20 protein-coding genes and 2 tRNA genes are annotated in these 23,720 nt (G+C 67.1%); 6 read left to right on the forward strand and 16 right to left on the reverse strand.

Annotation, left to right across the window (positions count from 1 at the left end; all coding sequences use genetic code 11):
* Nucleotides 1-55 precede the first annotated feature (55 nt).
* The 3 genes from DRW48_RS04840 (at nucleotide 56) to tig (ending at nucleotide 2,436) form a co-directional block, all read left to right on the forward strand.
* Nucleotides 56-856: an NAD(P)H-hydrate dehydratase gene (locus tag DRW48_RS04840; RefSeq protein ID WP_114075419.1), complete on the forward strand. Its 801-nt coding sequence runs from the start codon at nucleotides 56-58 to the stop codon at nucleotides 854-856.
* A gap of 64 nt (nucleotides 857-920) precedes the next feature.
* Nucleotides 921-1,004 (forward strand) — tRNA-Leu (locus DRW48_RS04845).
* A 97-nt stretch (nucleotides 1,005-1,101) separates the two neighbouring features.
* Entirely contained in the window at nucleotides 1,102-2,436 is a 1,335-nt protein-coding gene (tig, locus tag DRW48_RS04850) for a trigger factor (RefSeq protein ID WP_114075420.1), read from the forward strand.
* A 70-nt stretch (nucleotides 2,437-2,506) separates the two neighbouring features.
* On the opposite strand, the gene DRW48_RS04855 is transcribed toward tig, so the two are convergent.
* The 4 genes from DRW48_RS04855 to lipB all read right to left on the reverse strand — a co-directional run bounded on the left by DRW48_RS04855 (nucleotide 2,507) and on the right by lipB (nucleotide 5,938).
* Nucleotides 2,507-3,535, reverse strand: a complete 1,029-nt coding sequence (locus DRW48_RS04855; protein WP_162784675.1) for a YihY/virulence factor BrkB family protein — start codon at nucleotides 3,533-3,535, stop codon at nucleotides 2,507-2,509.
* A 29-nt stretch (nucleotides 3,536-3,564) separates the two neighbouring features.
* Nucleotides 3,565-4,353, reverse strand: a complete 789-nt coding sequence (locus tag DRW48_RS04860) for a hypothetical protein (RefSeq protein ID WP_114075422.1) — start codon at nucleotides 4,351-4,353, stop codon at nucleotides 3,565-3,567.
* Between the two features lie 199 nt (nucleotides 4,354-4,552).
* The gene (locus tag DRW48_RS04865) at nucleotides 4,553-5,185 is read right to left on the reverse strand and encodes a c-type cytochrome (RefSeq protein WP_277870805.1); all 633 of its coding nucleotides are present in this window, start codon (nucleotides 5,183-5,185) and stop codon (nucleotides 4,553-4,555) included.
* A 24-nt stretch (nucleotides 5,186-5,209) separates the two neighbouring features.
* Nucleotides 5,210-5,938 (reverse strand): lipoyl(octanoyl) transferase LipB, encoded by a 729-nt coding sequence (gene lipB / locus DRW48_RS04870; RefSeq protein ID WP_114075423.1) that lies wholly within the window; start codon nucleotides 5,936-5,938, stop codon nucleotides 5,210-5,212.
* A 94-nt stretch (nucleotides 5,939-6,032) separates the two neighbouring features.
* On the opposite strand from lipB, the gene DRW48_RS04875 reads away from it, so the two are divergent.
* A tRNA-Leu gene (locus tag DRW48_RS04875) sits at nucleotides 6,033-6,119 on the forward strand.
* A 65-nt stretch (nucleotides 6,120-6,184) separates the two neighbouring features.
* Here DRW48_RS04875 and dtd read toward each other — a convergent pair.
* The 12 genes from dtd to DRW48_RS04935 all read right to left on the reverse strand — a co-directional run bounded on the left by dtd (nucleotide 6,185) and on the right by DRW48_RS04935 (nucleotide 20,016).
* Nucleotides 6,185-6,634: a D-aminoacyl-tRNA deacylase gene (gene dtd / locus DRW48_RS04880; protein WP_114075424.1), complete on the reverse strand. Its 450-nt coding sequence runs from the start codon at nucleotides 6,632-6,634 to the stop codon at nucleotides 6,185-6,187.
* The gene (locus DRW48_RS04885; RefSeq protein WP_114075425.1) at nucleotides 6,634-7,548 is read right to left on the reverse strand and encodes a carbohydrate kinase family protein; all 915 of its coding nucleotides are present in this window, start codon (nucleotides 7,546-7,548) and stop codon (nucleotides 6,634-6,636) included. The genes dtd and DRW48_RS04885 overlap by 1 nt, the downstream gene beginning before the upstream one ends.
* 64 nt (nucleotides 7,549-7,612) lie before the next feature.
* A complete protein-coding gene (locus DRW48_RS04890; RefSeq protein WP_241963382.1) occupies nucleotides 7,613-8,950 on the reverse strand; it encodes a TFIIB-type zinc ribbon-containing protein in 1,338 nt (445 codons plus the stop codon).
* A gap of 21 nt (nucleotides 8,951-8,971) precedes the next feature.
* Entirely contained in the window at nucleotides 8,972-10,138 is a 1,167-nt protein-coding gene (locus DRW48_RS04895) for an SPFH domain-containing protein (protein ID WP_114077374.1), read from the reverse strand.
* A gap of 57 nt (nucleotides 10,139-10,195) precedes the next feature.
* Entirely contained in the window at nucleotides 10,196-11,116 is a 921-nt protein-coding gene (locus DRW48_RS04900; protein WP_241963383.1) for a DUF2927 domain-containing protein, read from the reverse strand.
* A 254-nt stretch (nucleotides 11,117-11,370) separates the two neighbouring features.
* A complete protein-coding gene (locus tag DRW48_RS04905; RefSeq protein WP_114075426.1) occupies nucleotides 11,371-12,549 on the reverse strand; it encodes a toxic anion resistance protein in 1,179 nt (392 codons plus the stop codon).
* A 236-nt stretch (nucleotides 12,550-12,785) separates the two neighbouring features.
* A complete protein-coding gene (locus DRW48_RS04910; protein WP_114075427.1) occupies nucleotides 12,786-14,969 on the reverse strand; it encodes a 3-hydroxyacyl-CoA dehydrogenase NAD-binding domain-containing protein in 2,184 nt (727 codons plus the stop codon).
* Complete coding sequence (locus DRW48_RS04915; RefSeq protein WP_114075428.1) at nucleotides 14,966-15,436, reverse strand: cupin domain-containing protein; 471 nt, start codon at nucleotides 15,434-15,436, stop codon at nucleotides 14,966-14,968. The genes DRW48_RS04910 and DRW48_RS04915 overlap by 4 nt, the downstream gene beginning before the upstream one ends.
* On the reverse strand, nucleotides 15,436-16,647 hold the full coding sequence (locus DRW48_RS04920) for an acetyl-CoA C-acetyltransferase (protein ID WP_114075429.1): 1,212 nt from the start codon (nucleotides 16,645-16,647) through the stop codon (nucleotides 15,436-15,438). Before DRW48_RS04920 ends, DRW48_RS04915 begins: the two co-directional genes overlap by 1 nt.
* A 325-nt stretch (nucleotides 16,648-16,972) precedes the next feature.
* Nucleotides 16,973-18,751 (reverse strand): acyl-CoA dehydrogenase C-terminal domain-containing protein, encoded by a 1,779-nt coding sequence (locus DRW48_RS04925; RefSeq protein WP_114075430.1) that lies wholly within the window; start codon nucleotides 18,749-18,751, stop codon nucleotides 16,973-16,975.
* Nucleotides 18,752-18,802: 51 nt separating this feature from the next.
* On the reverse strand, nucleotides 18,803-19,183 hold the full coding sequence (locus DRW48_RS04930; RefSeq protein ID WP_241963439.1) for a MerR family transcriptional regulator: 381 nt from the start codon (nucleotides 19,181-19,183) through the stop codon (nucleotides 18,803-18,805).
* 188 nt (nucleotides 19,184-19,371) lie between these two features.
* Nucleotides 19,372-20,016, reverse strand: a complete 645-nt coding sequence (locus tag DRW48_RS04935; RefSeq protein ID WP_114075432.1) for an alpha-ketoglutarate-dependent dioxygenase AlkB family protein — start codon at nucleotides 20,014-20,016, stop codon at nucleotides 19,372-19,374.
* 209 nt (nucleotides 20,017-20,225) lie between these two features.
* On the opposite strand from DRW48_RS04935, the gene dnaK reads away from it, so the two are divergent.
* Nucleotides 20,226-22,148: a molecular chaperone DnaK gene (gene dnaK / locus DRW48_RS04940; protein WP_114075433.1), complete on the forward strand. Its 1,923-nt coding sequence runs from the start codon at nucleotides 20,226-20,228 to the stop codon at nucleotides 22,146-22,148.
* 88 nt (nucleotides 22,149-22,236) lie between these two features.
* Nucleotides 22,237-23,379 (forward strand): molecular chaperone DnaJ, encoded by a 1,143-nt coding sequence (gene dnaJ / locus DRW48_RS04945; RefSeq protein WP_114075434.1) that lies wholly within the window; start codon nucleotides 22,237-22,239, stop codon nucleotides 23,377-23,379.
* Nucleotides 23,380-23,720: the final 341 nt, after the last annotated feature.

Genomic DNA, 23,720 nt, shown 5'->3' on the forward strand with positions numbered 1-23,720 from the left:
GCAGTCGCCACGTTTGCTCATGTGTCGCGCAATCTGCCCAAGGATTAGGCAATACATGTCTGCCAAGATCATCGGGCCGCCGACTGTCGCCAAGCTCGGCGGTCACAAATACGACCACGGCCATGTGTTGGTGCTGGGCGGCCCGGCTGGCCACGGCGGCGCGGCGCGGTTGGCAGCACGCGCGGCGCTGCGGGTGGGGGCCGGGCTGGTGACGCTGGGCGTGCCGCCTGACGCAATGGGTGAATACACCAACTGTCCGGATGCGCTGATGCGGCGGGCGGTGGGCGATGCGGATGCGCTGAGGGAACTGCTGGCCGATTCGCGGATCAATACCGTCGCGCTGGGTCCGGGTCTCGGCCGCGAGCGGGCCGCACCGCTCTCCCGCGCCGCGGCCGCCAGTGGGCGGCGGCTCGTCATCGATGCCGACGCACTCGAGCCGAAACTGCCGCGGTTACCGCCACATAGCGTGCTGACGCCGCACGAGGGCGAGTTTGCGCGTCTCGCCCGGGATCTGCCCCTGGACGATCGAACCGCGGCCGCGCAGGCCGCAGCCGAGCGATTCGGTGCGGTCCTGCTGCTGAAGGGGCCGCGCACTGTCGTTGCCGCACCTGACGGCCGGGCAGCTATCCACGACGCGACTGGGCCGCGCGCTGTGCCTTGGCTTGCCACGGCAGGGGCCGGCGACGTGCTGACCGGCCTTATCGCCGGGCTGCTGGCGCGCGGGATTGACGCATTCGAGGCTGCCTGCGCTGCGGCCTGGCTGCACTGCGCCGCCGCCCGGCGCTTTGGTCCCGGGCTGATCGCCGACGATCTGCCGGAAATGTTGCCCGCTGTCCTGCGCGAGATCGGCGCCTGACCGAGGCCGGATGGCAACCGGCTGGCCTTTCCAGCAGGGCGCCCGAATGATAATCCGCCCGCATGCGGGTGTGGCGGAATGGTAGACGCACCAGATTTAGGTTCTGGCGCCGCAAGGCGTGGGGGTTCGAGTCCCTTCACCCGCACCACCGCTTGCAACACCCCTTGCGCCCCAATAAAAGCACACAATCTGGAGGCTGCCCCAGTGGGCGGCCTTATTTGACATGAGCAAGGATGTTCCCCCCGATGCAGGTGACCGAGACCCTCAGCGACGGCCTCAAGCGCGGCTACAGCTTCACCCTCCCCGGCAAGGTGCTGGACGAGACCGTGACCCGCAAGCTGACCGAGGCGCAGCCCGAGGTCGAGATCAAGGGCTTCCGCAAGGGCAAGGTCCCGATGGCGATGCTGAAAAAGCAGTTCGGCCAGCGGATGATGGGCGATGCGCTCCAGGAATCCATCGACACCGCGCTGCGTGAGCATCTTGAGCAGACCGGCCACCGTCCGGCGCTGCAGCCGAACATCGAGATGGCCAATGGCGAAAGCTGGAAAGAGGGCGACGATGTGGTCGTCAACGTCAGCTACGAGACCCTCCCCGAGATTCCCGAGGCCGACCTCAGCGATCTGACGCTGGAGCGGCTGGTCGTCCCGGCCGAGGACAGTGCCGTCGACGAGGCGCTGGGCAGCCTGGCCGCGAACGCCAAGTCCTACGAGGACCGCGCCGAGGGCGAGGCCGCGCAGAACGACGATCAGGTCACCATCGATTTCGAGGGCAGCATCGACGGCACCCCGTTCGAGGGCGGCACCGCCGAGGGTTACCCGCTGGTCCTCGGCTCGGGCAGCTTCATCCCCGGCTTTGAGGAGCAACTGATCGGCGCCAAGGTCGGCGACGAGCGTGACGTCACCGTCAGCTTCCCGGCCGAATATGGCGCGCCCCACCTGGCCGGCAAGGAAGCCGTGTTCAAGACCAAGATCCATGCCGTGAAATCCGGCAAGGCGGCTGAGATCGATGACGAGCTGGCCAAGCGCTATGGCGCCGAGGACCTCGACGCCCTCAAGGCCCAGGTCAGCGAGCGCATCGGCGCCGAATACCAGGGCGCCTCGCGCGCCATCCTCAAGCGCGCGCTGCTGGACCAGCTGGACAAGCGCTTCAGCTTTGACCTGCCCCCGACCCTGGTCGAGGCCGAGGCCGAGCAGATCGCCCACCAGCTGTGGCACGAGGAGCACCCCGAGGAGCATGGCCATAACCACGGCCAGATCGAGACCTCGGACGAGCATCGCAAGCTGGCCGAGCGCCGGGTCCGTCTGGGCCTTCTGCTGGCAGACATCGGCCAGAAGGCGGGGGTCACCATCAGCGACCAGGAAATGACCCAGGCTGTGATGCAGCAGGCCCGCAACTTCCCGGGGCAGGAGCGTGCGTTCTTTGAATACATCCAGAACACGCCCCAGGCCGCCCAGCAACTGCGTGCCCCGCTGTTCGAGGACAAGGTCGTCGATCACATCGTCTCGGGCGCCAAGGTGACCGACAAGACGGTGACCAAGGCCGAGCTTGAGGCCGCCATCGCGGCGCTCGACGAAGCCTGACTCGGGCCGCTATCCAAGTAAAAGGCCGCGCGCTGCGCGGCCTTTTTTACATTTCAGATCGGTGTTCGCATCAGTCCTCGGACTTGGCCGCTTTGGGCACGGCGCCATCGTTCATCTGAAATTGCCGCTCGACCTCGCTGTTGATCTCGGCTCCGACCATGATCACCATCGCGGCGATCCATAGCCACATCATCAGGCCGACCACGGCGCCCAGAGAGCCGTAGGTCTTGTTGTAATCGGCGAAATTGGCTGCGTAATACGAGAACACCATCGAGGTGACGATCAGCCCCACGGTCGCAAAGACCGCCCCGGGCGATATCCACTGCCACCGAGCGTCACGCTTGTCCGGGCCCCAGCGATACAGAGCTGCGAGCGACAGCATCAGTACCACGAACATCAGCGGCCAGCGGATGACGGAGGCGAGCGTGCCGCCGAAATCGCCCACCGGCATGAACTTGATGACGTTCGGAAGCACCGCGATGGCTGCGATCATTGCGCCCACAAGGATGATCCCGCCCAGCGTGAAGCCGAGCGACACGAGGTTCAGCTTGATCAAACCGCGCTCCTCCTTTTGGAACCAGGCTATGTTCAACGCGCTGAGCAGCGCCTTCATGCCGCCGTTTGCGCTCCACAGGGCGGTCAGCAGGCCGAGGATCGTTGCCAGTCCGAGCGCCTCCGACGGGGCGGATACGATTGCATTGATTTGCCCGGCGATCAGTTCGGACGCACCTCGCGGCATGAACCGGTCGAGCGTGTTCATGTTCTCCGCGATGGTCGAGCGGTCGGCAAACAAGCCGTAGATCGACACGAGGGCGGTCAGCGCGGGAAACAGCGCCAGCAAGCCGAAGAACGTCACCCCGGCCGAAACCGAGGTAATCCGGTCCACGCTGAACTGGTGCGCGACCCGCTTGGCGATGGCCCACCATGCCGACCGGTCCAGCTCGCGCAGTGAGTGCGCGCTTGCGCTTCCGCGGTGCGCGCGCGGCGGCGGCTCGGCCGCGGTGTCAGGGGCCGTGGTCGCAAGGCCAAAGCGGGCTCGGGTTTCAGGTGTCAGATCGCCGAACAGAGCGTCGGTGACGCTCTGTTCTCTTCTGGGCAATGGGTCGGGCATCGATTGCGCAGGCCCCGTCACAGACGATGGGTGCGCGATTGGCTCGGGTCGCGGTCGCGCAGATCGACCATCTCGTCAGCCTCCCTCGCCCGCGGACGGGCAGGGTGCGCGGCGTTGTTGTCGAACATTGTGCGGACCGTATCGGCTGCGCCGCGGAATTCGTTCAGGATCGAGCCGGCCTGCCCCGATACGCTGCGGAATCCCTCGATCGCGGCGGTGACGGTGCCGAGCGCGTTGCGGATCGTGCGCGTCACATCTTCGATCTGGTTGCTGAAATCGCCAGCGACGCTTGGGCGATGTGCGGCGCGGGCGCGGCGGCGCTGTTGCTCGATCCAGGCGCGCTCCTCACGGCGGGCAGCATCGCGGGCTGCGGTATGCTCGCCATCATCGCGCGCCGTGCGCGGACTGAAATCATGCGATCCGCTATCGCGCGGGCCCGTGAACGAGTTGCGCGGCATCGGACGCGGCCCGCGGCCGAACCGCCCCCGTGCCCGCGCGCGACGGCGGGCGGCCTCGATCTCGTCGTCATGCTCGTCCCCGGCGATCGCGTCGACGACCGCGCGGACGCCAAGTATCGTGCCGGCGGTCAACGCAGCCGCCGCAACGCCCATGCCGCCCCAGATCAACAGCTTGGCCGACTGGCTGGGCCGCGGATAGGCGCGCTTGCCGTTCGGCGTGACCTTTCCCGAGGGCGGTGTGCGCCGCGAGGGGTGAGGCGAGGGTTCATAGGTTTCTTGCGAGCGATCGATTCCCTCGCCGTGGCGGTAGTGCGGAGGGTTCCTGGTATCGTCGGGGGTAAAGGTCATGGCTCGGGTCCTCGAACAGGGCAGCCGCTGCAGCGGCGCGTGGCCGGGGTCAACCCGAGGGCAGGGCGAATGTTCCCGCCGAACGACTGGGGAATGTCGGCGGCGCAAGGGTTTGAGGGCAATGCCGGCTGGCCTGCCCCAGGGCAACGAAAAGCCCCGGCCGCAAGGCGACCGGGGCGATTTCTCGAAGCGCTTTGGCTCAGTTCGTCGCCGGTGCCGCGGGCGCGGCGGCCGGTGCCGCGGGGGCAGCGGCTGGGGCCGCAGCGGGCTCGGGGGCAGCAGCGGGAGGAGCACCAGCTGCAGGTGCCGCGTCTGCCGCAGGGGCCGCGCCAGCGGCGGGTGCCGCGCCCGGGACGACCGGGGCGGCGTTGCCATCGGGCGCCATGGCCGGCGCGTCAGGCGAACTTTGCGCCAGGAAGGCAGACACGTCGGCCTGGTTCTTGGACATCTTGAACGTCATCTTCGACTTCAGCTTGGGATCGCCGGTCTCTTCGTCCAGGTATTTGGTCGGGTCGGTAATGTAGTGCTCGATCGCCTCGGCATCCCAGACCGCACCCGGATACTTGGCCTTCAGCGCCAGGATGCCGTCGCCGTATTTGAAGTCAGGCACCGAGGCGACCTCGCGGCCAATGACCCCGTAAAGGTTCGGCCCGGTCTTGCCGCCCTTGACGATGTCCTTGCCCGAGGGGTCCTGGATCATGTGGCAGGCTTTGCATTTGTTGAATTCTTTTGCGCCCTTGGCGGGATCGCCCGCGGCTGCGTCCTGCGCAAAGGCCGCCGCGGCAAGCGCCATGCTCACGGTGATGGCAGCTGTCAGTCGTGTAAACATCATGATCCCCTTGTTCTCGCTTCGGCGTCAGGCCGGAACGGAAAGATCCGACCCGGCGCATAGATCTTGCACGCTGACAACACGCGCTAGAAAGTTTGAGTTTCCATCACTTGCACACAAAACCGGCAATGCGCGGTAAAGCGCGCTGTCCAGATCGCCCATCTCTACCGGCAACCCTAGGTCGACCAGACTCGTGACGCCGTGCGACGTGATGCCGCAAGGAACGATGCCGCCGTAGTGGCTCAGGTCCGGCTCGACGTTGATTGCTAGGCCGTGAAAGCTGACCCAGCGCCGCAGGCGGATGCCGATGGCGGCGATCTTGTCCTCGGCCGTGCTGCCGTCGGGCAGGGGCGGGCGGTCCGGGCGTGCGACCCAGACCCCGACCCGGCCCTCGCGGATCTCGCCGCGAACGTTGAACTCGGCAAGGGCGGCGATCACCCAGGCCTCCAGCGCGGTGACAAAGCGGCGCACGTCGCGGCCCCGCCGCTCGAGGTCGAGCATGACGTAGACGACCCGCTGGCCAGGCCCGTGATAGGTGTACTGCCCGCCGCGTCCGCTGTGATGCACCTCAAAGCGGTCCGGCTGGACCAGATCCTCGTCACGGGCCGAGGTTCCGGCGGTGTAAAGCGGCGGGTGTTCGACCAGCCAGATTGCCTCGGGGGCGCGGCCGGCGCGGATCGCCGCGACGCGTGCCTCCATCGCCGATACGGCGTCCGGGTAGGGGGTCAGGCCGGGGGTGATGAGCCATTCGATCATGCCCCGCAATAACCCGCTGCGGCATCGCGCGGAAGGGCGCGAGGGCGCTTGCCAAGCCATAGGTGATCGCGTAATGGCCGTGTCCTGCCCGGATGCGGTCGTGGCGGAATTGGTAGACGCGCAGCGTTGAGGTCGCTGTTCCTTAACCGGAGTGAAAGTTCGAGTCTTTTCGACCGCACCACCTACCCCCCTCGTAAAATCCTCAGCCTCGGGCAAGACCGGTCGCCCCCGAGGGGGCGGGTCCAGTCAGGCCCGGTCGGCGGTGTCTATCCAGATGGTCACCGGGCCGTCGTTGACGAGGGCGACCTTCATCTCGGCACCAAAGATACCCGTCTGGACCTCGATCCCCAGGGCGCCGAGCGCCGTGCAGAAATCCTGATACAGGCGCAGCGCCTCGTCCGGCGGTGCGGCGCGGGAAAAGCCGGGACGATTGCCGCTGGCCATGTCGGCGGCGAGCGTGAACTGGCTGACAGCCAGGACGGCATTGCCACTGGCGGTGACGGGCAGGTTCATCCGCCCGTTGGCGTCGCGAAAGATGCGCAGGCGGGCGATCCGGCCCGCGAGGCGCTGCGCCTCGGCCTCGGTATCGCCCGGCATGGCGCAGACCAGCACCAGCAGGCCCGGGCCGATGGCGCCAACGACCGCGCCCTCGACGGTGACGCTGGCCTCGGCGACACGTTGCAGCAGGGCACGCATCAGATTTCCTCTGCCCAGGGTGGGTTTGCGCCGGGGCGCGAGACGCAGATTGCGGCCGCGCGCACGCCCAGCGATAGCGCCTCGGTCAGATCGTCCCGGTGCAGATCGGCGATGCGCCCGTGGCTGAGTGCGCCAAGGCGGTGCAGCCCGGCCATAACGCCCGCGTTGAAGGTATCGCCTGCGCCGATGGTGTCGGCCACTGTAACGGGCATCGAGGGTACAGTGATCGCACCCTGCCGGCGGTGGGCAGTCGCGCCATTGGCGCCATCAGTCGTCAGCACCAGCGACGGCCCGCGGCTGAGGACTTCGGCCACGCATTCCAGCACCTGACGCCCCGGCCAGAGCCAGGCAAGATCGTCCGCCGACAGCTTGACGATGGCGGCCAGGCGGATCAGCCGCATCAGGCGCGCCCGATGCGCCGCGGCGTCGGCGATGAAGAACGCCCGGACGTTAGGATCGAGAAAGATCGGACAATTTCCCGCCTCGCGCGCAGCCAGTGCCTCGACGGTCGCGCCGCAAGGGTCCGGCACCAAGCTGATGCCGCCGATCAGCAGCGCCTCTACGCTGTCGGGTAGCGCCGGCGGTAGGTCGGCCGGGCTGAACAGGCGTCCTGCGGTACCGTCGTCATAGAAATCATAGCGCGCCTCGCCGCCCGTCAGGGTGACAAAGGCCAGCGTCGTCGGGCGATCGACCTCCGGGCAAAGGTTGATGGCGACACCAGCTTCGGCCAAGGGCGCGCGCAGCATCGCCGCGAATGGATCGCGCGAGAGCGGCCAGAGGAACCCGGCAGGCGCGCCCAGCCGGCCGAGGGCCACGGCGCTGTTGTAGACCGCCCCGCCCGGAAGCGGCCGAAAGCAGGCGCCCCCCTCGACCGGCACCATGTCGATCAGCGCCTCGCCGCAGCACAGGATCATTGCGCCATTTCCCCCGAGGTTTCCCGGACCGATTACACGACTGGCGGGGAAGGGGGAACGGGCGTCAATAGCCGCGAATCACATAGCCGCCGTTGTCGGGGACAGGCAGGAAGGTGCCGCTGCTGCCCGGCGTGGGGAAGCTGTCGTAGCTGGTGCCAAAGCCGCCGCTGTAGCCGGCGTCACCGCCGAACTGAATAAAACCGGCCTGTTGCGCCAGCCACAGGGCCAGGGCCGCAGCAAGCAGTGCGGCGATCACAGCGAAGGCGATTTTCCAAGCGGAGTAGGGCCGCTCGCCCTCGACCCGGCCGGTCTGGCCGTTCACCACGAAGCGATAGCTGGCGCCGTTGTAGCGATAGGCCGCGGACCAGATCGGCAGCAGGATGTGCTTGAACGTCTCGGCCGAGAAATCCGTCTCCAACGCCTCGATCTGCTGCTCGTCGCCGCCTATGGCACGGCGCACGTCCATGGTGATGACATCGGCCATTTGCTGGCGGCAGACCTGATGCCCCTCGGCCAGCGGGACGGTGTAGCCCTCGGCCTCCAGCCCGGCGACATATTCGGGGCGGTAGGGGGTCAGTTGCGACAGATCCCACGGGGTCAGCGAATCGGTGAACCGACGCGGCAGCGAGGACGAGGCCAGCACCAGCACATCGTCAAAGTCGCGCGCGACCTGGCCCGAGACGCGGGTCCAGGCAATGCGCCGCACCTGGGTCGGCACCTGCTGCATGCGTCCGTCGATCTGGCGGGTGACGTAGACGGTCTCGTAATAGGCATCGCCCCTTTGGCCGCGATAGGTGGTGCGGCTGTCGGCATCAAAGGTCCAGAACGGCGAATAGACCCCGACCATGCGTCGGTTGCGGCGGGCATATTGGCGCAGCCCCGAGGGCGCGAACCACAGTCCGCGCAACCAGTCGCCGAGTGCGGCGCGGGCCTGCTCCTCGGTCAGCACAAAGGGGAGGATGCCTTGCGGCTTTATCAGGCGCGTGGTGCCGGTGTCGGTGACCACCGGGGTCGCGCAGAACGGGCATTCGCTGGCCTGCAGGGTCGAGGACAGCTCCAGCCGCGCGCCGCAGTTGGGGCAGGAGACAGTGCGGATCACTGCGGTCAGATCGCTCTGCGCGTCGAGGCGCAGGCCGTCCTGCAACGGGATTTCTTCCAGCGTCGGCGCCTTGTGGCCGGCATCCCATTGCAGCGCCCGGCCGGTGCCGGGATCGCGGTTCAGAATCGCCTCGGCCTCGACCCCGCCGCCGGGCTGGCGCGAGGGCGCCCGCGCCAGCCCGCTGCCGATCTGCTGGACATGGCCGCAGTGATCGCAGGTCAGCACACGCTGGCCGGGCGCGAACCGCAGGCTGGCGCCGCAATTCTCGCACGGATAGCGAAACTCGGTCTGGGGCGTCGGCATGGCGCGGCGCTGTCCGGCGCGTCAGCCCTGTTGCGAGGTCGGTGGCACCGGCGGCGGGGTGGCCGGCAGCGGCGGCGGCTGGACGGTGAAGAGCTGCGCAAGCGCCTCGACCTCGCCCGCTGGGCGCCAGCCTTCGAGGCCGGGGGTCCAGACCAGCGTCTCGCGCGTGACGCTGCCGTCTTGGACAAGCCGGCCCAGGTGGGCACGCCCGTAGGGGCCGCCGGCGGCGCCGTCCTTGGCGATGTGCCACACCGTTTCGTGCTGTCCGGGCAAGGGCGGGGGCGCAGGGGTCGCCGCTGCGGCCGGCACCTTGCCCCAGGGGCCCGCGCGTCCGACACCCGCCGCGGCTGCGGCGCCGATGCCGGCGCCGATGCCGGCGCCAAGGCCCGCGCCGATCCCGGCCCCGATCCCACCATTTTCAGCGCCGCGAATCATCGCCTCGCCCATGGCGTATTGGTTGAACCGGTTCAGATCGCCGACGATTCCCATCGAGGTGCGCTTGTCGAGCATCTTCTCGACGTCTTCGGGTAGCGAGATGTTCTCGATATAGAATTCGGGGATGGTCAGGCCATATTCGGCGATCACCGGGGCGATGGCCTTGGCGATGATCTGGCCCAGGTCGCGGGTGTTCGCCGCCATGTCGAGGACCGGGATGTTGGATCCGGCGATGGTGCGACTGAACTCCTGCACGATCACGTTGCGGATCTGGAAGGCAATCTCGTCGGCGGTGAACTCCCCATCCGTGCCGACGATCTCGGCCATGAACTTTGCGGGGTCCGAGACGCGCATCGAGTAGGTGCCGAAGGCGCGCAGGCGAACCGGCCCGAACTCGGGATCGCGGGCGATGATCGGATTGCGCGTGCCCCATTTCTGGTCGTTGAAGCGGGTCGTGTTGACGAAATAGATTTCGGACTTGAACGGGCTGCGAAAGCCATGGTCCCAGTGCTGCAGCCGGGTCAGGATGGGGATGTTGTTGGTCTCGAGCATCCACAGGCCCGGGCCGAAGGTGTCGGCGACCTGGCCCTCGTGGACAAAGACCGCCGCCTGGCCTTCGCGGACCGTCAGCTTGGCGCCGTATTTGATCGCCCGGCCCGCCGTCTCGAACCGCCAGACCATCGTGTCGCGGGTATCGTCGGTCCATTCGATGACATCGATGAACTCGCCGGCGATGAAATCGAACAGGGCCATGGTGTCCTCCGCAAGGGTGTCGGGCATGAAAGCCCCGGCGCGGCCAAGGGTTCCCCCTCAGGGCGCGGCGGGAGCCGGTGGGTCGGTAGCGGGTTGAGGCGCGGTGGGGGCGACAGGCTGGGATGCCGGTTGGACCACCGGCTGGTCAGTAGCGGTTGCCGGGGCGCGATCGGCTGCGGGCGTTGCGATCTCGGCGGCGATGGTGGCGATGATCGGGCGCGCCTCGGTTTCGGTCATGCCCGGGCGCAGGCGCGGGTCATAGAGGATGCGCAGCAGCGCGGCGTCGTGCAGGGTCAGCGCCGCAAACGCCTCGTCATCGTTGAAGATGGATGGTCGCGCCGCGGGGCTGTCATTAGGAAGGCCCAGCCCCTGCGCCAGCTCCTCGTGAAAGCAGGCCATGCGCAGGCGGGCCGGCAATTCGCCCCGGATCAAGGCCACGGCATGGGTATAGGCGGCTGCATCGCCTCGGCTGGCATAAGAAAAGACTGTGCAGAAGGTCTGCGGCGACAACTGCCCCAGCGCCGCCGCGTCGGCGGGGGGAATGCCGGGCGCGAGGGCGGCGATGCGCGCCGGAATGCCCGCCCGGTCGTCCTCGGCCGCGACCATGACGATGAAATTCCCGCCCGATCCCACCAGCGAGACCGGATGCTGAGCGGCCTGCGCCAGGCGCGTCGCATAAGAGGCAACCGTCTGCCGGTCGCGGGCGCGCATCTCCGGCGGGATGCTGTCGCCGAACTCTAGCTGCAAGCGCACGTCGCCAGCCCAACGCCGCAGCGGCGCTGGGGTGGCATTGGCGCCCGCGGAGGGCGCGCCGAGGCTGGCATACTCGTCGCGCAGCGCAATCTGGACAAAATCCTCGGTCAGCCGGTCGGCCGAGAGCGGCCCTTCGGCGGCACCGTCGTCGGTGCGCAGCAATCCGCGCGACAGCAGCTGGCCTTCGATCCGCGAGAGGTAACCGGCCATGTCCTCGCTGCGCATGCTGCGCTTGGCCGATGCCTGCCGCGCCGCTTCGGCGCGCGCGAGGCGCAGTTCGGCCTGCGTCGGGCCAGGCCTGGCCGGTTTGGGCGGCGGCGCGGATGAGACGGGCTTTGACACAGGCTCCGGCGCAGGAGGAGGGGCCGGTGGCGGGCTGGGCGTGCAGGCGGCGAGCAGGGCAAGTGCGGGCAGTGTGCCCGCCGCGCAGAGAGGCAAGCGCGCGAGAGAACCGCGCAGGGGCAGGGCAGCCGGACCCATCATCGGGACGGAAGCGGCGCGGGCTGGCGCGCTTGCGAGGCGGCGAGCGCACGGCGCAGCTCATCCTCCATCTGCGTCAGTTCGGCCTCGGCGGCAGTGCGGCGCGCCTTGCCCTCGTCGGCAATGCGCAGGCTGTCCTCGATGGTCGCAATAAGCTCGGCATTGGCGGTGCGCACGGCTTCGATGTCGAGCACACCGCGCTCGGTCTCGGTGCGGATGCGGGCGTTCGCCTGGCGCAGGTTGCGGGCGTTGGCGGTCAGCAGGTCATTGGTCAGGTCAGTCGCCTCGCGCACGGCGCCTGCGGCCTCGGCGCTGCGCTGGATGGTCACGGCCTGGGCCAACTGCGTCTCCCACAGGGGGACGGTGTTCACGAGCGTGCTGTTGATCTTGGTCACCAGCGACTTGTCGTTTTCCTGCACCAGCCGGATCGAGGGCAGCGACTGCATCGTCACCTGCCGTGTCAGGCGCAGGTCGTGCACGCGTCGATCCAGATCGTCGCGGAGCGCGCGCATGTCGCGCAATTGCTGCGCCTGCATGACCGCCTCACCGGCCTCCGCCGCATCAACCGCGCGCTGCTTTTCCGGGATCAGGGTGCCGTCCAACTCGGCCAGCTTGGCCTCGCCCGCGCTGATGTAGAGCGCCAACTCGTCATAGAACGCCAGTGTCCGCTCGTAGAGGATGTCGAGCGACTTGATGTCCTTCAGCAGCCGATGCTCATGCGTCAGCAAATCGTCCGTGATCTTGTCGATCTGGCCCTGCACGCTCTCGTAGTTGGCGACGAACTTGGCAAAGGGCGCGGCGCGTCCCGTCAGACGCTCCCACAGCGAGGGCTTGCGTCGCAGGTCGAGTTCGCTGACCGAAAAGCCGCGGATGGCCGACACAATGTCGCGCAGGCTTTCGCCCGCGGGCCCGACGTCCTTGTTGCGCACGTCGGCCAGCATCGCCTGGCTGATTTCCTGCAGCCCGGTCTGCGCGCGGCTGCCGAACCGGACAACGGAGGCGGAATCGCCGAGGTCGATCTCGGCCATGCGGGCGCGAATGTCGGCGGCTTCCGGGCCGCTGGCGGCCTCAAGCGTGGGGAGCGCCTGCTCGGCCGCGGGCTCTGGCAGGACGACCGCCGTGACCCGTTCGATATCGGCCAGCGACTGCTGGGCCCGGGCTTGGGTATCGGTGGTCATGCGGCAGCTTCCCTTTCAGAGCGGGGCGAAGGTCTTATCTTACGCGGGGTCGGTGGCGAACGACAGATGCCGGGTAAAGTTCCCGGTTGATCCGGCACCGATCACGCCCTGTGGCGACGGCGTCACGCAGGCGGCGATCATCCATGTAAGAGGGACGCAGGGCCGGATTCCGGCCATTCCTTGCGACGAGGATATCCCTCCGCGCCGCGGCACGGAGGGATATTCCAACGCCCGCATCAGGCTGCCTTTTTGCCGTGGCTACCGAACCGACCATAAAAGCTCTCGCCCTTGTCGGCCATCTCGCGCAGCAGGGCGGGGACGGCGAAGCGCGGGCCGTAGGTTGCGGCCAAGTGGTCCGCGATCTCGACCGCGCGCGCGGCACCCAGCATGTCCAGCCAGCCGAACGGCCCGCCCGTCCATGGCGCAAAACCCCAGCCGAGGATCGCGCCGACATCGCCCTCGCGGATGTCGGTCAGCACCCCATCCTCGAGCGCCCGAACAGCCTCGAGCGCCTGGACGAACATCAGGCGGTGTTGCACCTCGGTCAACTCGGGCTGGTCAGCGGCGCGCGGGTATTGCGCCTTGAGGCCATCCCAGATGCCCTGCCGCTTGCCGTCCTGGTAGGCATAAAATCCGGCATCGGCCTTCTTGCCCAAGCGGCCCTGATCCGCCATCCAGAACAGCACGTCATCCACCGCGCCATCGGGGTAGTCGTCGCCCATCGCCGCCTTGGTCGCCTTGGCGATCTTTACGCCCAGGTCGATGCTGGTCTCGTCCACCAGTTGCAGCGGTCCCAGCGGCATGCCCATCATCTTGGCCGCATTCTCGATCAGCGTCGGGTTCACCCCTTCGGCGACAAGGCGGATGCCCTCGTTGATGTAGGGGATGATGCAGCGGTTGGCGTAGAAAAACCGGGCATCGTTCACCACGATCGGGGTTTTTCGGATCTGGCGTACGAAATCCAGCGCCTTGGCCACCGCCCGCTGGCCGGTTCTGGCGCCGCGGATGATCTCGACCAGCATCATCTTGTCGACCGGGCTGAAGAAGTGGATGCCGATGAACTGCTCTGGCCGGGCGCTGGCTTTGGCCAGCTCGCCGATCGGCAGGGTCGAAGTGTTGGTTGCAAAGATCGCGTCCTGCGGGATCACGGCCTCGGCCTTCCGGGTGACTTCGGCCTTTACGGCGGGATCCTCGAACACCGCCTCGACGATCAGATCGCAGCCGGCGAGGGCGGCGTAATCGGTGGTCGCGAGGATGCGGCCCAGGACCTCGGTCTTTTTCTCCTCCGTCACCTTCCTGCGGCTGATGCCCTTGTCCAGAAGGCCGGCGCTGTAGGCCTTGCCCTTGTCTGCGGCCTCCTGCCTTGCGTCGATCAGCACGACCTCAATGTCGGCAAGCGCGCTGACATAGGCGATGCCCGCGCCCATCATCCCGGCGCCCAGGATGCCGACCCTGCGCACTTTTTCATCCGGCACGTCGGGGCGGTTCGCGCCTTTTTCCAGCGCGGTCTTGTTGATGAAGAGGCTGCGGATCATGTTGCCCGAAGAGGGGTTCATCAGCACGTTGGTGAACCAGCGCGCCTCGATCCTGAGGGCGGTGTCGAAATCGACCAGCGCCCCTTCGTAGACCGCCGACAGGAGGGCCTTCGCCGCGGGATAGACGCCAAGCGTCTTGCCGTGGACCATAGCGCTGGCCCCGACAAAGGTCATGAAGCCGGCCGGATGGAAGGGCGCGCCGCCGGGCATCTTGAAGCCCTTGACGTCCCACGGCTTGACGAGATCGTCCTTGGCCTGCAGCACCCACGCTTTTGCGGCGGCCAGCGGGTCCTCCACTACTTCGTCGATCAGACCGGCGGCCTTCGCGGCCTTGGGATCGGACAGCTTGCCCTCCAGCAGGAAGGGGGCGGCCATCATCGCCCCCAGCTTGCGCGTCAGGCGGGTCGTGCCGCCACTGCCGGGAAAGATCCCGACCATGATCTCGGGCAGGCCGATCTTGGCCTTCGGGTTGTCGGCGGCAAAGATGCGGTGGGTGGCCAGCGGCAGTTCCAGCCCGATCCCGAGAGCAGTGCCAGGCAAGGCGGCCGCGATCGGCTTGCCGCCCCTCAGCGTCTTGGGGTCCATGCCCGCGCGCTCGATCTTGCGCAGGATGCGGTGCAGCGCCATCACGCCGTCGAACACGCCCTGCGCGCCACCTGCCTCCTTCATGCCGGCGATGACGTTGAGGTCCATTCCGCCGGCGAAATCGTCCTTGCCGCTGGTGATGACGATGCCCTTGACGGAGTCGTCAGCCAACGCCTCGTCGATCAGGCGGTCAAGCGTCTCCGCGCCATCCATCGACAATACGTTCATCGATTTTCCGGGCACGTCCCAGGTGATGACAGCGACGCCGTCGTCGCCCTTCTGCATGGTGAAATCGGTCATTGGGTGTCTCCCTTTTTCGGGTAGGGCGTGCCGTCCAGATGCGTCGGCCCGTCTGGCGTCGCGATCAGGTCAAGGCCCGGATAATGGCAGATGTTTTCCGGCCGGCGGCTGCCGACGATCAGGTAGGTCGCCGGCGCGTCGCTGTGGTTTTTCAGCATGTGGCCGACCGGCGTGCCCGCCCTCCAGCAGCAGGAATCGCCCGGTCCGACGATGGTTTCGACCCCGTCCTCGACCACCGTCAGCGTGCCCGAGAGCATGAACATGAACTCGTCCTCATGCTCCTCCCAGTGCATCTGGCTGCTCTGGCCGCCCGGCAGCAGCGTCTCCAGCGCCGCGCCGAACTGGGTCAGCCCGCCCGCCTCGGTGATGTGGCGATAGTGCAGCCGCCCCGCGGGCAGCGTATAGGGCGCCGGATAGCTGGCGTGGGCCACGGTCACGGGGACGCTGTCCTTGCGAAAGACTGCCATCAGACGCGCTCGATCATGGTCGCGGCGCCCATGCCGCTGGCGATGCAGAGCGTGGCGAGGCCCACTTCCTTGTCCTGCCGCTCCAACTCGTCCAGCAGGGTGCCGATGATGATCGCCCCCGTCGCGCCGAGCGGGTGGCCCATCGCCATGGCGCCGCCGTTGACGTTGACTCGGGCCGGGTCGACCTGGAACGCCTGCATGAAGCGCAGGACCACGGCCGCGAAAGCCTCGTTGACCTCGAACAGGTCGATGTCGCCGATGCTCATGCCGCTGTCGCGCAGGATCTTTTCGGTTACCGGTACCGGGCCGGTCAGCATGATGGTCGGGTCGGTGCCGATCTTTGCGGTCGCCCGGATGCGGGCGCGCGGGTTCAGGCCCATCGCCTCGCCCCACTCCTTGCTGCCCACCAGCACAGCCGCTGCGCCATCGACGATCCCGCTGGAGTTTCCGGCGTGGTGGATGTGCTCGATCCGGTCGAGATGCGGATATTTCAGCATCGCCACCTTGTCGAAGCCGGGCATGGCCTCGCCCATGTCCTTGAAGGCGGGCTTGAGGGCCGCAAGGCTCTCCATCGTCGTCTCGGGGCGCATGTATTCGTCGCGCTCGAGGATGGTCAGCCCGTTCTGGTCCAGTGCCGGCACGATGGATTTCGCGAACCGGCCTTCATCCCATGCCTGCTTGGCACGGCGTTGCGATTCCACGGCCAGCTTGTCGGCCTCCTCGCGGGTAAAGCCGTACTCGGTGGCGATGATATCGGCGGAAATACCCTGCGGGACGAAATAGGTCTTCATGGCCAGCGACGGATCGACCGCGATGGCGGCGCCATCACTCCCCATGGCAACGCGGCCCATCATCTCGACCCCGCCGGCGAGATAGGCCTGTCCGGCCCCGCCCTTGATCTGGTTGGCGGCAAGGTTCACCGCTTCCATCCCGCTGGCGCAAAAACGGTTGACCGAGAGGCCCGGGATCGATTCGTCGAGGTCCGAGGCCAGCACGGCGCTGCGGGCAAGGCAGCCGCCCTGCTCCATCACCTGGGTAACGTTGCCCCAGATCACGTCCTCGACGGCGTGGCCCTCCAGGCCGCTGCGTTCTTTCATCGCGTTCAGCAGGCGGGCCGACAACGCCAGCGAGGTCACCTCGTGCAGGCCGCCATCGGCCCGCCCCTTGCCGCGCGGCGTGCGGGCGGCGTCAAAGATGTAAGCGTCGGTCATGTGTCCTCCTGGAACGCGTGCGGGAGGGCGCTGTCGCAGCCGGGGGCTTCGCGCCCCCGGACCCCCGCGGGATATTTGCGCAAGCAAGATGCCTGCAAAGGAATTTTTAAGGTTTTGTCGGCAGGCTGCGGGGGCGGTACAGGCTGGGAAGCCGATGACCGCCAAGCGAGAAGCCGTCCCGGTCCCGCCGGTGAAAGATCCTGTCGCCCTTGGATGGGCGGGGGGCCGGGACGCACCGCGTGGTTTCTTGCTTGCCCAAATATCCCTGCCGGAGGCATCGCCGCCTCCCCACGCGGGTAAGTCCGGGGGCAGGGCGCGGGCATGATCAGAATGCCTCGGCCGGCAGCGCCATGACGGTGTCGGCGCCGCTGCGAATCCGCGCGAGATGCATCGCCGTCGCCGGCAGCTGGCGCGCCATGTAATAGCGTGCTGTCGCCAGCTTGGCCTCCATAAAGGCGCGGTCGGCGGCCGGATCGGCCAGCGCTTTTTGTGCGGCGGTCGCCATGCGCGCCCACATCAGGCCCAGCACGGTATGGCCGAACAGGTGCAGGAAGTCGGTCGACCCGGCGAGGGCGTCGTTGGGATTCTTCATCCCGCGCTCCATGAAGAACATGGCCGCGGCCTGCAGGTCCCTGGAGGCGGCCTTGAGCGGCTCCAGCACGTCGGTTTTCACGCCTTCCTCGCCCTCGTGTTCCTTGATGAAGGACTTGATGATCTCGAAAAAGGCCATCATCGGCTTGCCGCCGTCGGCAGCCAGCTTGCGGCCGACGAGGTCCAGCGCCTGCACGCCGTTCGCGCCCTCGTAGATCTGGGTGATGCGGGCGTCGCGCACGAACTGGGACATGCCCCATTCCTCGATATAGCCGTGGCCGCCGTAGACCTGTTGCGCAAGGACGGTGGACTCAAAGCCCTTGTCGGTCAGGAATCCCTTCACGACCGGGGTCAACAGCGACACGAGGCCCAGCGCCTCGGCGTCTTGCCCCAGATGGGCACGGTCGATCAGTTGCGCGGACCAAGCGGCCAGGGCGCGGGCGCCTTCGACGAAGGCGCGCTGATCCATCAGCATGCGGCGCACGTCCGGGTGGACGATGATCGGATCGGCGGGCCGCGAGGGGTTCGCGGCGCCGGTCACGGCGCGGCCCTGCAGGCGGTCGCGGGCATAGATGACGGCATTCTGATAGGCGGCCTCGGCGACGGCATAGCCCTGCAGGCCGACGCCAACGCGCGCCTCGTTCATCATGGTGAACATGGCGCGCATACCCTTGTGCAACTCGCCCAGCAGCCACCCCTTCGCGCCGTCATAGTTCATCACGCAGGTGGCATTGCCGTGAATGCCCATCTTTTCTTCCAGATTGCCGACGCTGACGCCGTTGCGCGCGCCCAGCGTTCCGTCTGCATTCACCAGAAACTTGGGCACGATGAAAAGGCTGATCCCCTTGGTTCCCTCGCCCCCGCCCGGGGCCTTGGCCAGCACCAGGTGGATGACGTTCTCCGCCAGGTCGTGATCGCCGGCCGAGATGAAAATCTTTTGGCCCGTGATCAGGTAGCTGCTATCCTCCTGCGGCTCGGCCTTCGTGCGCAGCAGGCCCAGATCGGTGCCGCAATGCGGCTCGGTCAGGTTCATCGTGCCGGTCCATTCGCAGGACGCCATCTTCGGCAGATAGGTCTGCTTTTGCGCTGCATCGCCATGGGTGTGGATCGCCGAATAGGCGCCGTGGGTCAGGCCCTGGTACATGTTGAACGCCATGTTGGCCGAGACGAACATCTCGCCGGTGGTCATGCCCAGAAGGTAGGGCATCCCCTGGCCGCCGTATTCCGGGTCCAGATCGAGCGCGGTCCAGCCGCCTTCGCGCACCTGCTCGAACGCCGCCTTGAAGCCGTCGGGCGTGCGCACCACGCCATTTTCCAGCACGCAGCCTTGTCGATCGCCGGGCAGGTTCAGCGGCGCCAGCACGTCCGAGGCCAGGGCGCCCGCCGCCTCGAGGATCGCGCCGGTGAAATCGCGGTCGAGGTCCTCGTGACCGGGCAGGCCGGACTGGCTGATGCCGAGCAGGTCGTGCAGCACGAACTGCAGGTCGCGGACGGGGGCGGTATAGCTGGGCATGTCGTCTCCTCGGTAGGCGCGGCGGAGGGGCAGGGTGGCCTGCGCCGCGTTTCAGTTAGATTTTTCGGGGGCAGAGGCTGCGATCTGGCGTTCCGCAATGGCGATCAGATCGTTGAGTTCGGCGATGGCGAGGCCAAGGTCGCGCCGTTGCGCCTCCATGTCGGCCAGCCGGGCGCGGGCGACGGCAAGTGCCGCCTCGGTCTGGGCGTGGTTGCGGTTGCTGGGCTCGTAGAGGTCGAGCAGTTGGCGGATCTGCTCAAGGCTGAAGCCAAAGCGTTTGCCGCGCACAATCAACGTCAGCCGGGCCCGGTCGCGGCGGCCATACAGCCGCTGCTGTCCGCGCCGCAACGGTGCCAGCAGGTCGCGCGACTCGTAGAACCGCAACGCGCGGGCGGTGACGTCGAAGGCAGCGCACATCTGGCGGATGGTCATCAGCGAGTCGTCTGATGCGGGCGCGGCGGCCGGGGCGCGCGCCGGATCGGGCTTTTCGGCGGGATCGGGCAGGCTGGCGGCGCTGGTCATGAGACCGTCTCCTCCTCGGTTCGCGGACAGGCTAGCGCGAAGTTGACGTTTGCGTAAACGAAACGCTGCGTCAGTCCCGGGGTCGCCCGGCCCTGCCGCTATCCGCAGCCCGCGACGCGCAAGGTCAGGTTCACGCGCCCGCCACCCGGCACAAGGTTGCTGCTGCCCTCGCGGATGCGGTCGATGCCGTGGAACGCCAATCGCGCCGAACCCGCCAGCACCAGCACGTCCCCGGAATTAAGCCAGACGCTCTCGGTCGGGTCGCCGCGTTCGGTCCCGCCGATCCGAAACAACGCTGCATCGCCCAGGCTGACGGAAACGACCGGCTGGCCGAAATCGGCCTCGTCCCGATCCTGGTGGAGACCCATTCGCGCGCGCCCGCGATAAAGGTTGACCAGCAGGCTGTCTGGGGCCTGCGCCTCGGGCACCACGGCCCGCCAGAGAGCCAGCAGCGCCTCGGGGATCGGGGGCCAGGGGTTGCCATCGTCCTGCGTCGGGGCATAGCGATAGCCGCGTCGGTCCGAGGTCCAACCGCAGGCCCCGGCCGCACTCATCGACACGCTCAGTGGCTTGTTCCAGCGCGTCAGCAACTGGCGGGGCGGGGCGGCGGCCCAGATGCGCGCCACATCCGCCATCAGCGCCGCCTGCGCGTCGGGGTCCAGAAGGCCCGGCCAAAGACTGGCCCCGCGGATCGTCAATGCAGCCTTTGCCGCCTGTCCGGGCAAAATCTGCGAAAAGCTCATCGAAAATCCTCTGAAAACCAGCGCAGGACGCGCGGCGGCCGCGCTTGCAGCGCCAAATTGCCCTACCTATATAGCCACCGAACCGCCCTAACCACCGCTGGCCCTTTCAGGTCGCGGCCGGAAGGGGCAGATCATGCAATCGGGATCGGGCCACGGAGGCCTCAAAGGGTCCGCGGCCCCCATATCGCCATACGAAAGGTGCATACAGCATGTCGAAAGTTATCGGGATCGATCTCGGGACCACCAACAGCGTCGTCGGGATCATGGATGGCAGCCAGCCCAAGGTCATCGAAAATGCCGAAGGCGCCCGCACGACCCCCTCGATCGTCGCCTTTACCGACAACGAGCGTCTGGTCGGCCAGCCGGCGAAACGCCAGGCGGTCACCAACCCCGAGAATACCGTTTTTGCCGTCAAACGCCTGATCGGCCGGCGCGTCACCGACGCCGAGGTCGAAAAGGACAAGGGCCTGGTGCCCTACAAGATCGTCGACGGCGGCAACGGCGATGCCTGGGTCGAAGTGCGCGACGACAAGTATTCGCCCGCCCAGGTCAGCGCCATGATCCTTCAGAAGATGAAGGAAACCGCCGAGAGCTATCTGGGCGAGCCGGTGACCCAGGCGGTCATCACGGTCCCCGCCTATTTCAACGACGCCCAGCGTCAGGCGACCAAGGACGCGGGCAAGATCGCTGGCCTCGAAGTGCTGCGCATCATCAACGAGCCGACCGCGGCGGCCCTCGCCTATGGTCTGGACAAGAAGGACAGCAAGACGATCGCGGTCTATGATCTCGGCGGCGGCACCTTCGACATCACCATCCTGGAAATCGACGACGGCCTCTTCGAGGTGAAATCGACCAACGGGGATACTTTCCTCGGCGGCGAAGACTTCGACATGAAGATCGTCCAGTACCTCGCCGACGAGTTCAAAAAGGAACACGGCGTCGACCTGACCAAGGACAAGATGGCCCTGCAGCGCCTGAAAGAGGCGGCAGAAAAGGCCAAGATCGAGCTGTCGAGCGCCAGCCAGACAGAGATCAACCAGCCGTTCATCAGCATGGACAAGAACAGCGGCACGCCGCTGCACATGGTGATGAAGCTGACCCGGGCCAAGCTGGAATCGCTGGTGGGCGATCTGATCAAGCGGACCGTCAAGCCGCTGCAGGAGGCGCTGAAGGACGCCGGCCTCAGCAAGTCCGACATCGACGAGGTGGTTCTGGTCGGCGGCATGACCCGCATGCCCAAGGTCATCGAGGAGGTCACCGCCTTCTTCGGCAAGGAGCCGCACAAGGGCGTCAACCCCGATGAGGTCGTGGCCCTCGGCGCTGCCATCCAGGCCGGCGTTCTCCAGGGCGACGTCAAGGACGTCGTGCTGCTCGACGTGACGCCCCTGTCGCTGGGGATCGAGACGCTGGGCGGTGTCTTCACCCGCCTGATCGACCGCAACACCACCATCCCGACCAAGAAGTCGCAGACCTTCTCGACCGCCGAGGACAACCAGAACGCGGTGACCATCCGCGTCTTCCAGGGCGAGCGCGAGATGGCTGCCGACAACAAGCTGCTGGGCCAGTTCAACCTCGAGGACATTCCGCCGGCCCCGCGCGGCATGCCCCAGATCGAGGTGACGTTCGACATCGACGCCAACGGCATCGTTTCGGTCAGTGCCAAGGACAAGGGCACCGGCAAGACCCAGAACATCACCATCCAGGCGTCCGGCGGCCTCAGCGACGAGGACATCGAGCGGATGGTCAAGGACGCCGAGCAGAACGCCGAGTCGGACAAGGGCCGGCGCGAACTGGTCGAGGCCAAGAACCAGGCCGAGAGCCTGATCCACTCGACCCGTAAGTCGCTGGACGAGCATGGCGACAAAGTCGACGGCTCGACCGTCGAGGCGATCGAACTCGCCATCGGCGCGCTGGAAGAATCGCTCAAGTCCGAGGATCCGGGCAAGGTGCGCAGCGGCATCCAGAACCTGATGGACGCGTCGATGAAGCTGGGCGAGGCGATCTACAAGGCCGGCCAGACCAGCGGCGGCGATGATGGCGCCCCCGAGCCCGAAGAAGGTCCGCGCAGCGTCGATGACGACATCGTCGATGCGGACTTCGAGGACCTCGGCGACGACCGCAAGCGCAAGTAAGGCGCGACATCAACCGGGTCGGCCCGCAGCTTGATCGCTGGGGCCGACCTTTTCGATCATGATCTGGCACAGAAAGACGCAAGGCTAGATGGCGAAACGCGACTTTTACCAGCTGCTGGGCATCTCGCGCGGGGCCACCGGCGACGAGATCAAGAAGGCCTACCGCACCAAGGCCAAAGAGCTGCACCCCGACCGCAACCAGGATTGCAAGATCTCGGAAGCGGGCTTCAAGGAGGTGAACGAGGCTTACGAGGTGCTGCGCGATCCACAAAAGCGTGCCGCCTATGACCGTTTCGGCCATGCCGCCTTCGAGGGCGGGATGGGCGGAGGCGGCTTTCACCATCCGGGTGATTTCGGCAGCGCCTTTGCCGATGTGTTCGAGGACCTGTTCGGCGATTACGTCGGCGCCCGCGGTGCCCGCAACCGCGCCGCCCGCGGCCAGGACCTGCGTTACAACCTGCGCGTCACGCTGGAAGAGGCGTTTACGGGTATCGTCAAGCAGATCACGGTCCCTGGCTCGACGGCCTGCGGCGCCTGCAACGGCACCGGCGCCGAGGGCGCAGCCGAGCCCGCAACCTGCCCGACCTGCGCCGGCATGGGGAAGGTCCGCGCCAGCCAGGGCTTTTTCACCGTCGAGCGCACTTGCCCGACCTGCAATGGCGCCGGACAGATCGTCAAGAATCCCTGCAACGCCTGCGACGGCAGCGGCCGGATCGAAAAGGACCGGACGCTCTCGGTCACCATCCCCGCCGGCGTCGAGAGCGGCACCCGCATCCGCCTCGCCGGCGAGGGCGAGGCCGGCAGCCGCGGCGGCCCGCAGGGCGATCTGTACATCTTCATCGAGGTGCGCGAGCACGAGATCTTCCTGCGCGATGGCCGCACCCTTGCCTGCCGCGTGCCCGTGGGCATGGCCTCGGCCGCGCTGGGCGGCGAGATCGAGGTGCCGACCATCGATGGCGGTCGGTCCAAGGTGAAAATCCCGGCTGGCAGCCAGACCGGCAAGCAGATGCGCCTGCGTGGCAAGGGCATGCCGCCCCTGCGCCACGGCGCCGGGATGCAGGGCGAGCCGGGCGATATGCTGATCGAGATCATGGTCGAGACGCCGGTCAACCTGACGACCCGGCAGCGAGAGTTGCTGCGCGAATTCGACCAGATCGCCGCCGACAACAACCCGCAAAGCCAGAGCTTTTTCACCAAGGTGAAAGGGTTTTGGGAGGGCATGACGGGTTAATTTTTCTGGGATTAGGCCTGCATCGGTTGCCGACGCTGTTAGCTTCCGATGAGGTCGGTCCGCGAATGCGCGCCACGTCTTATCCCACGCGAGCGTTAAGTATTCGCTGCCGGAAACTCCGACCGCTACTGGGCGCGCCCCTGATTCCCGCGTGGACTGGCCGCTGACGACGCCTGTTAGAGGCGGGCATCTGATAGAGCGCTTTTGCTGGCTCTGAAGCCGCGAGCCCGAGCCTTAGTCTGCCGCTATGAGGTCAGACGGGCGCAACGGACCCTATGGGCGCACTTTGGACGATGCGATCCTCGCCGGGTTTTCGGCTCGCCCCCCAAGCCGAGCCGGCC

The sequence above is a fragment of the Paracoccus suum genome, from assembly GCF_003324675.1.
GTDB classification, from domain to species: domain Bacteria; phylum Pseudomonadota; class Alphaproteobacteria; order Rhodobacterales; family Rhodobacteraceae; genus Paracoccus; species Paracoccus suum.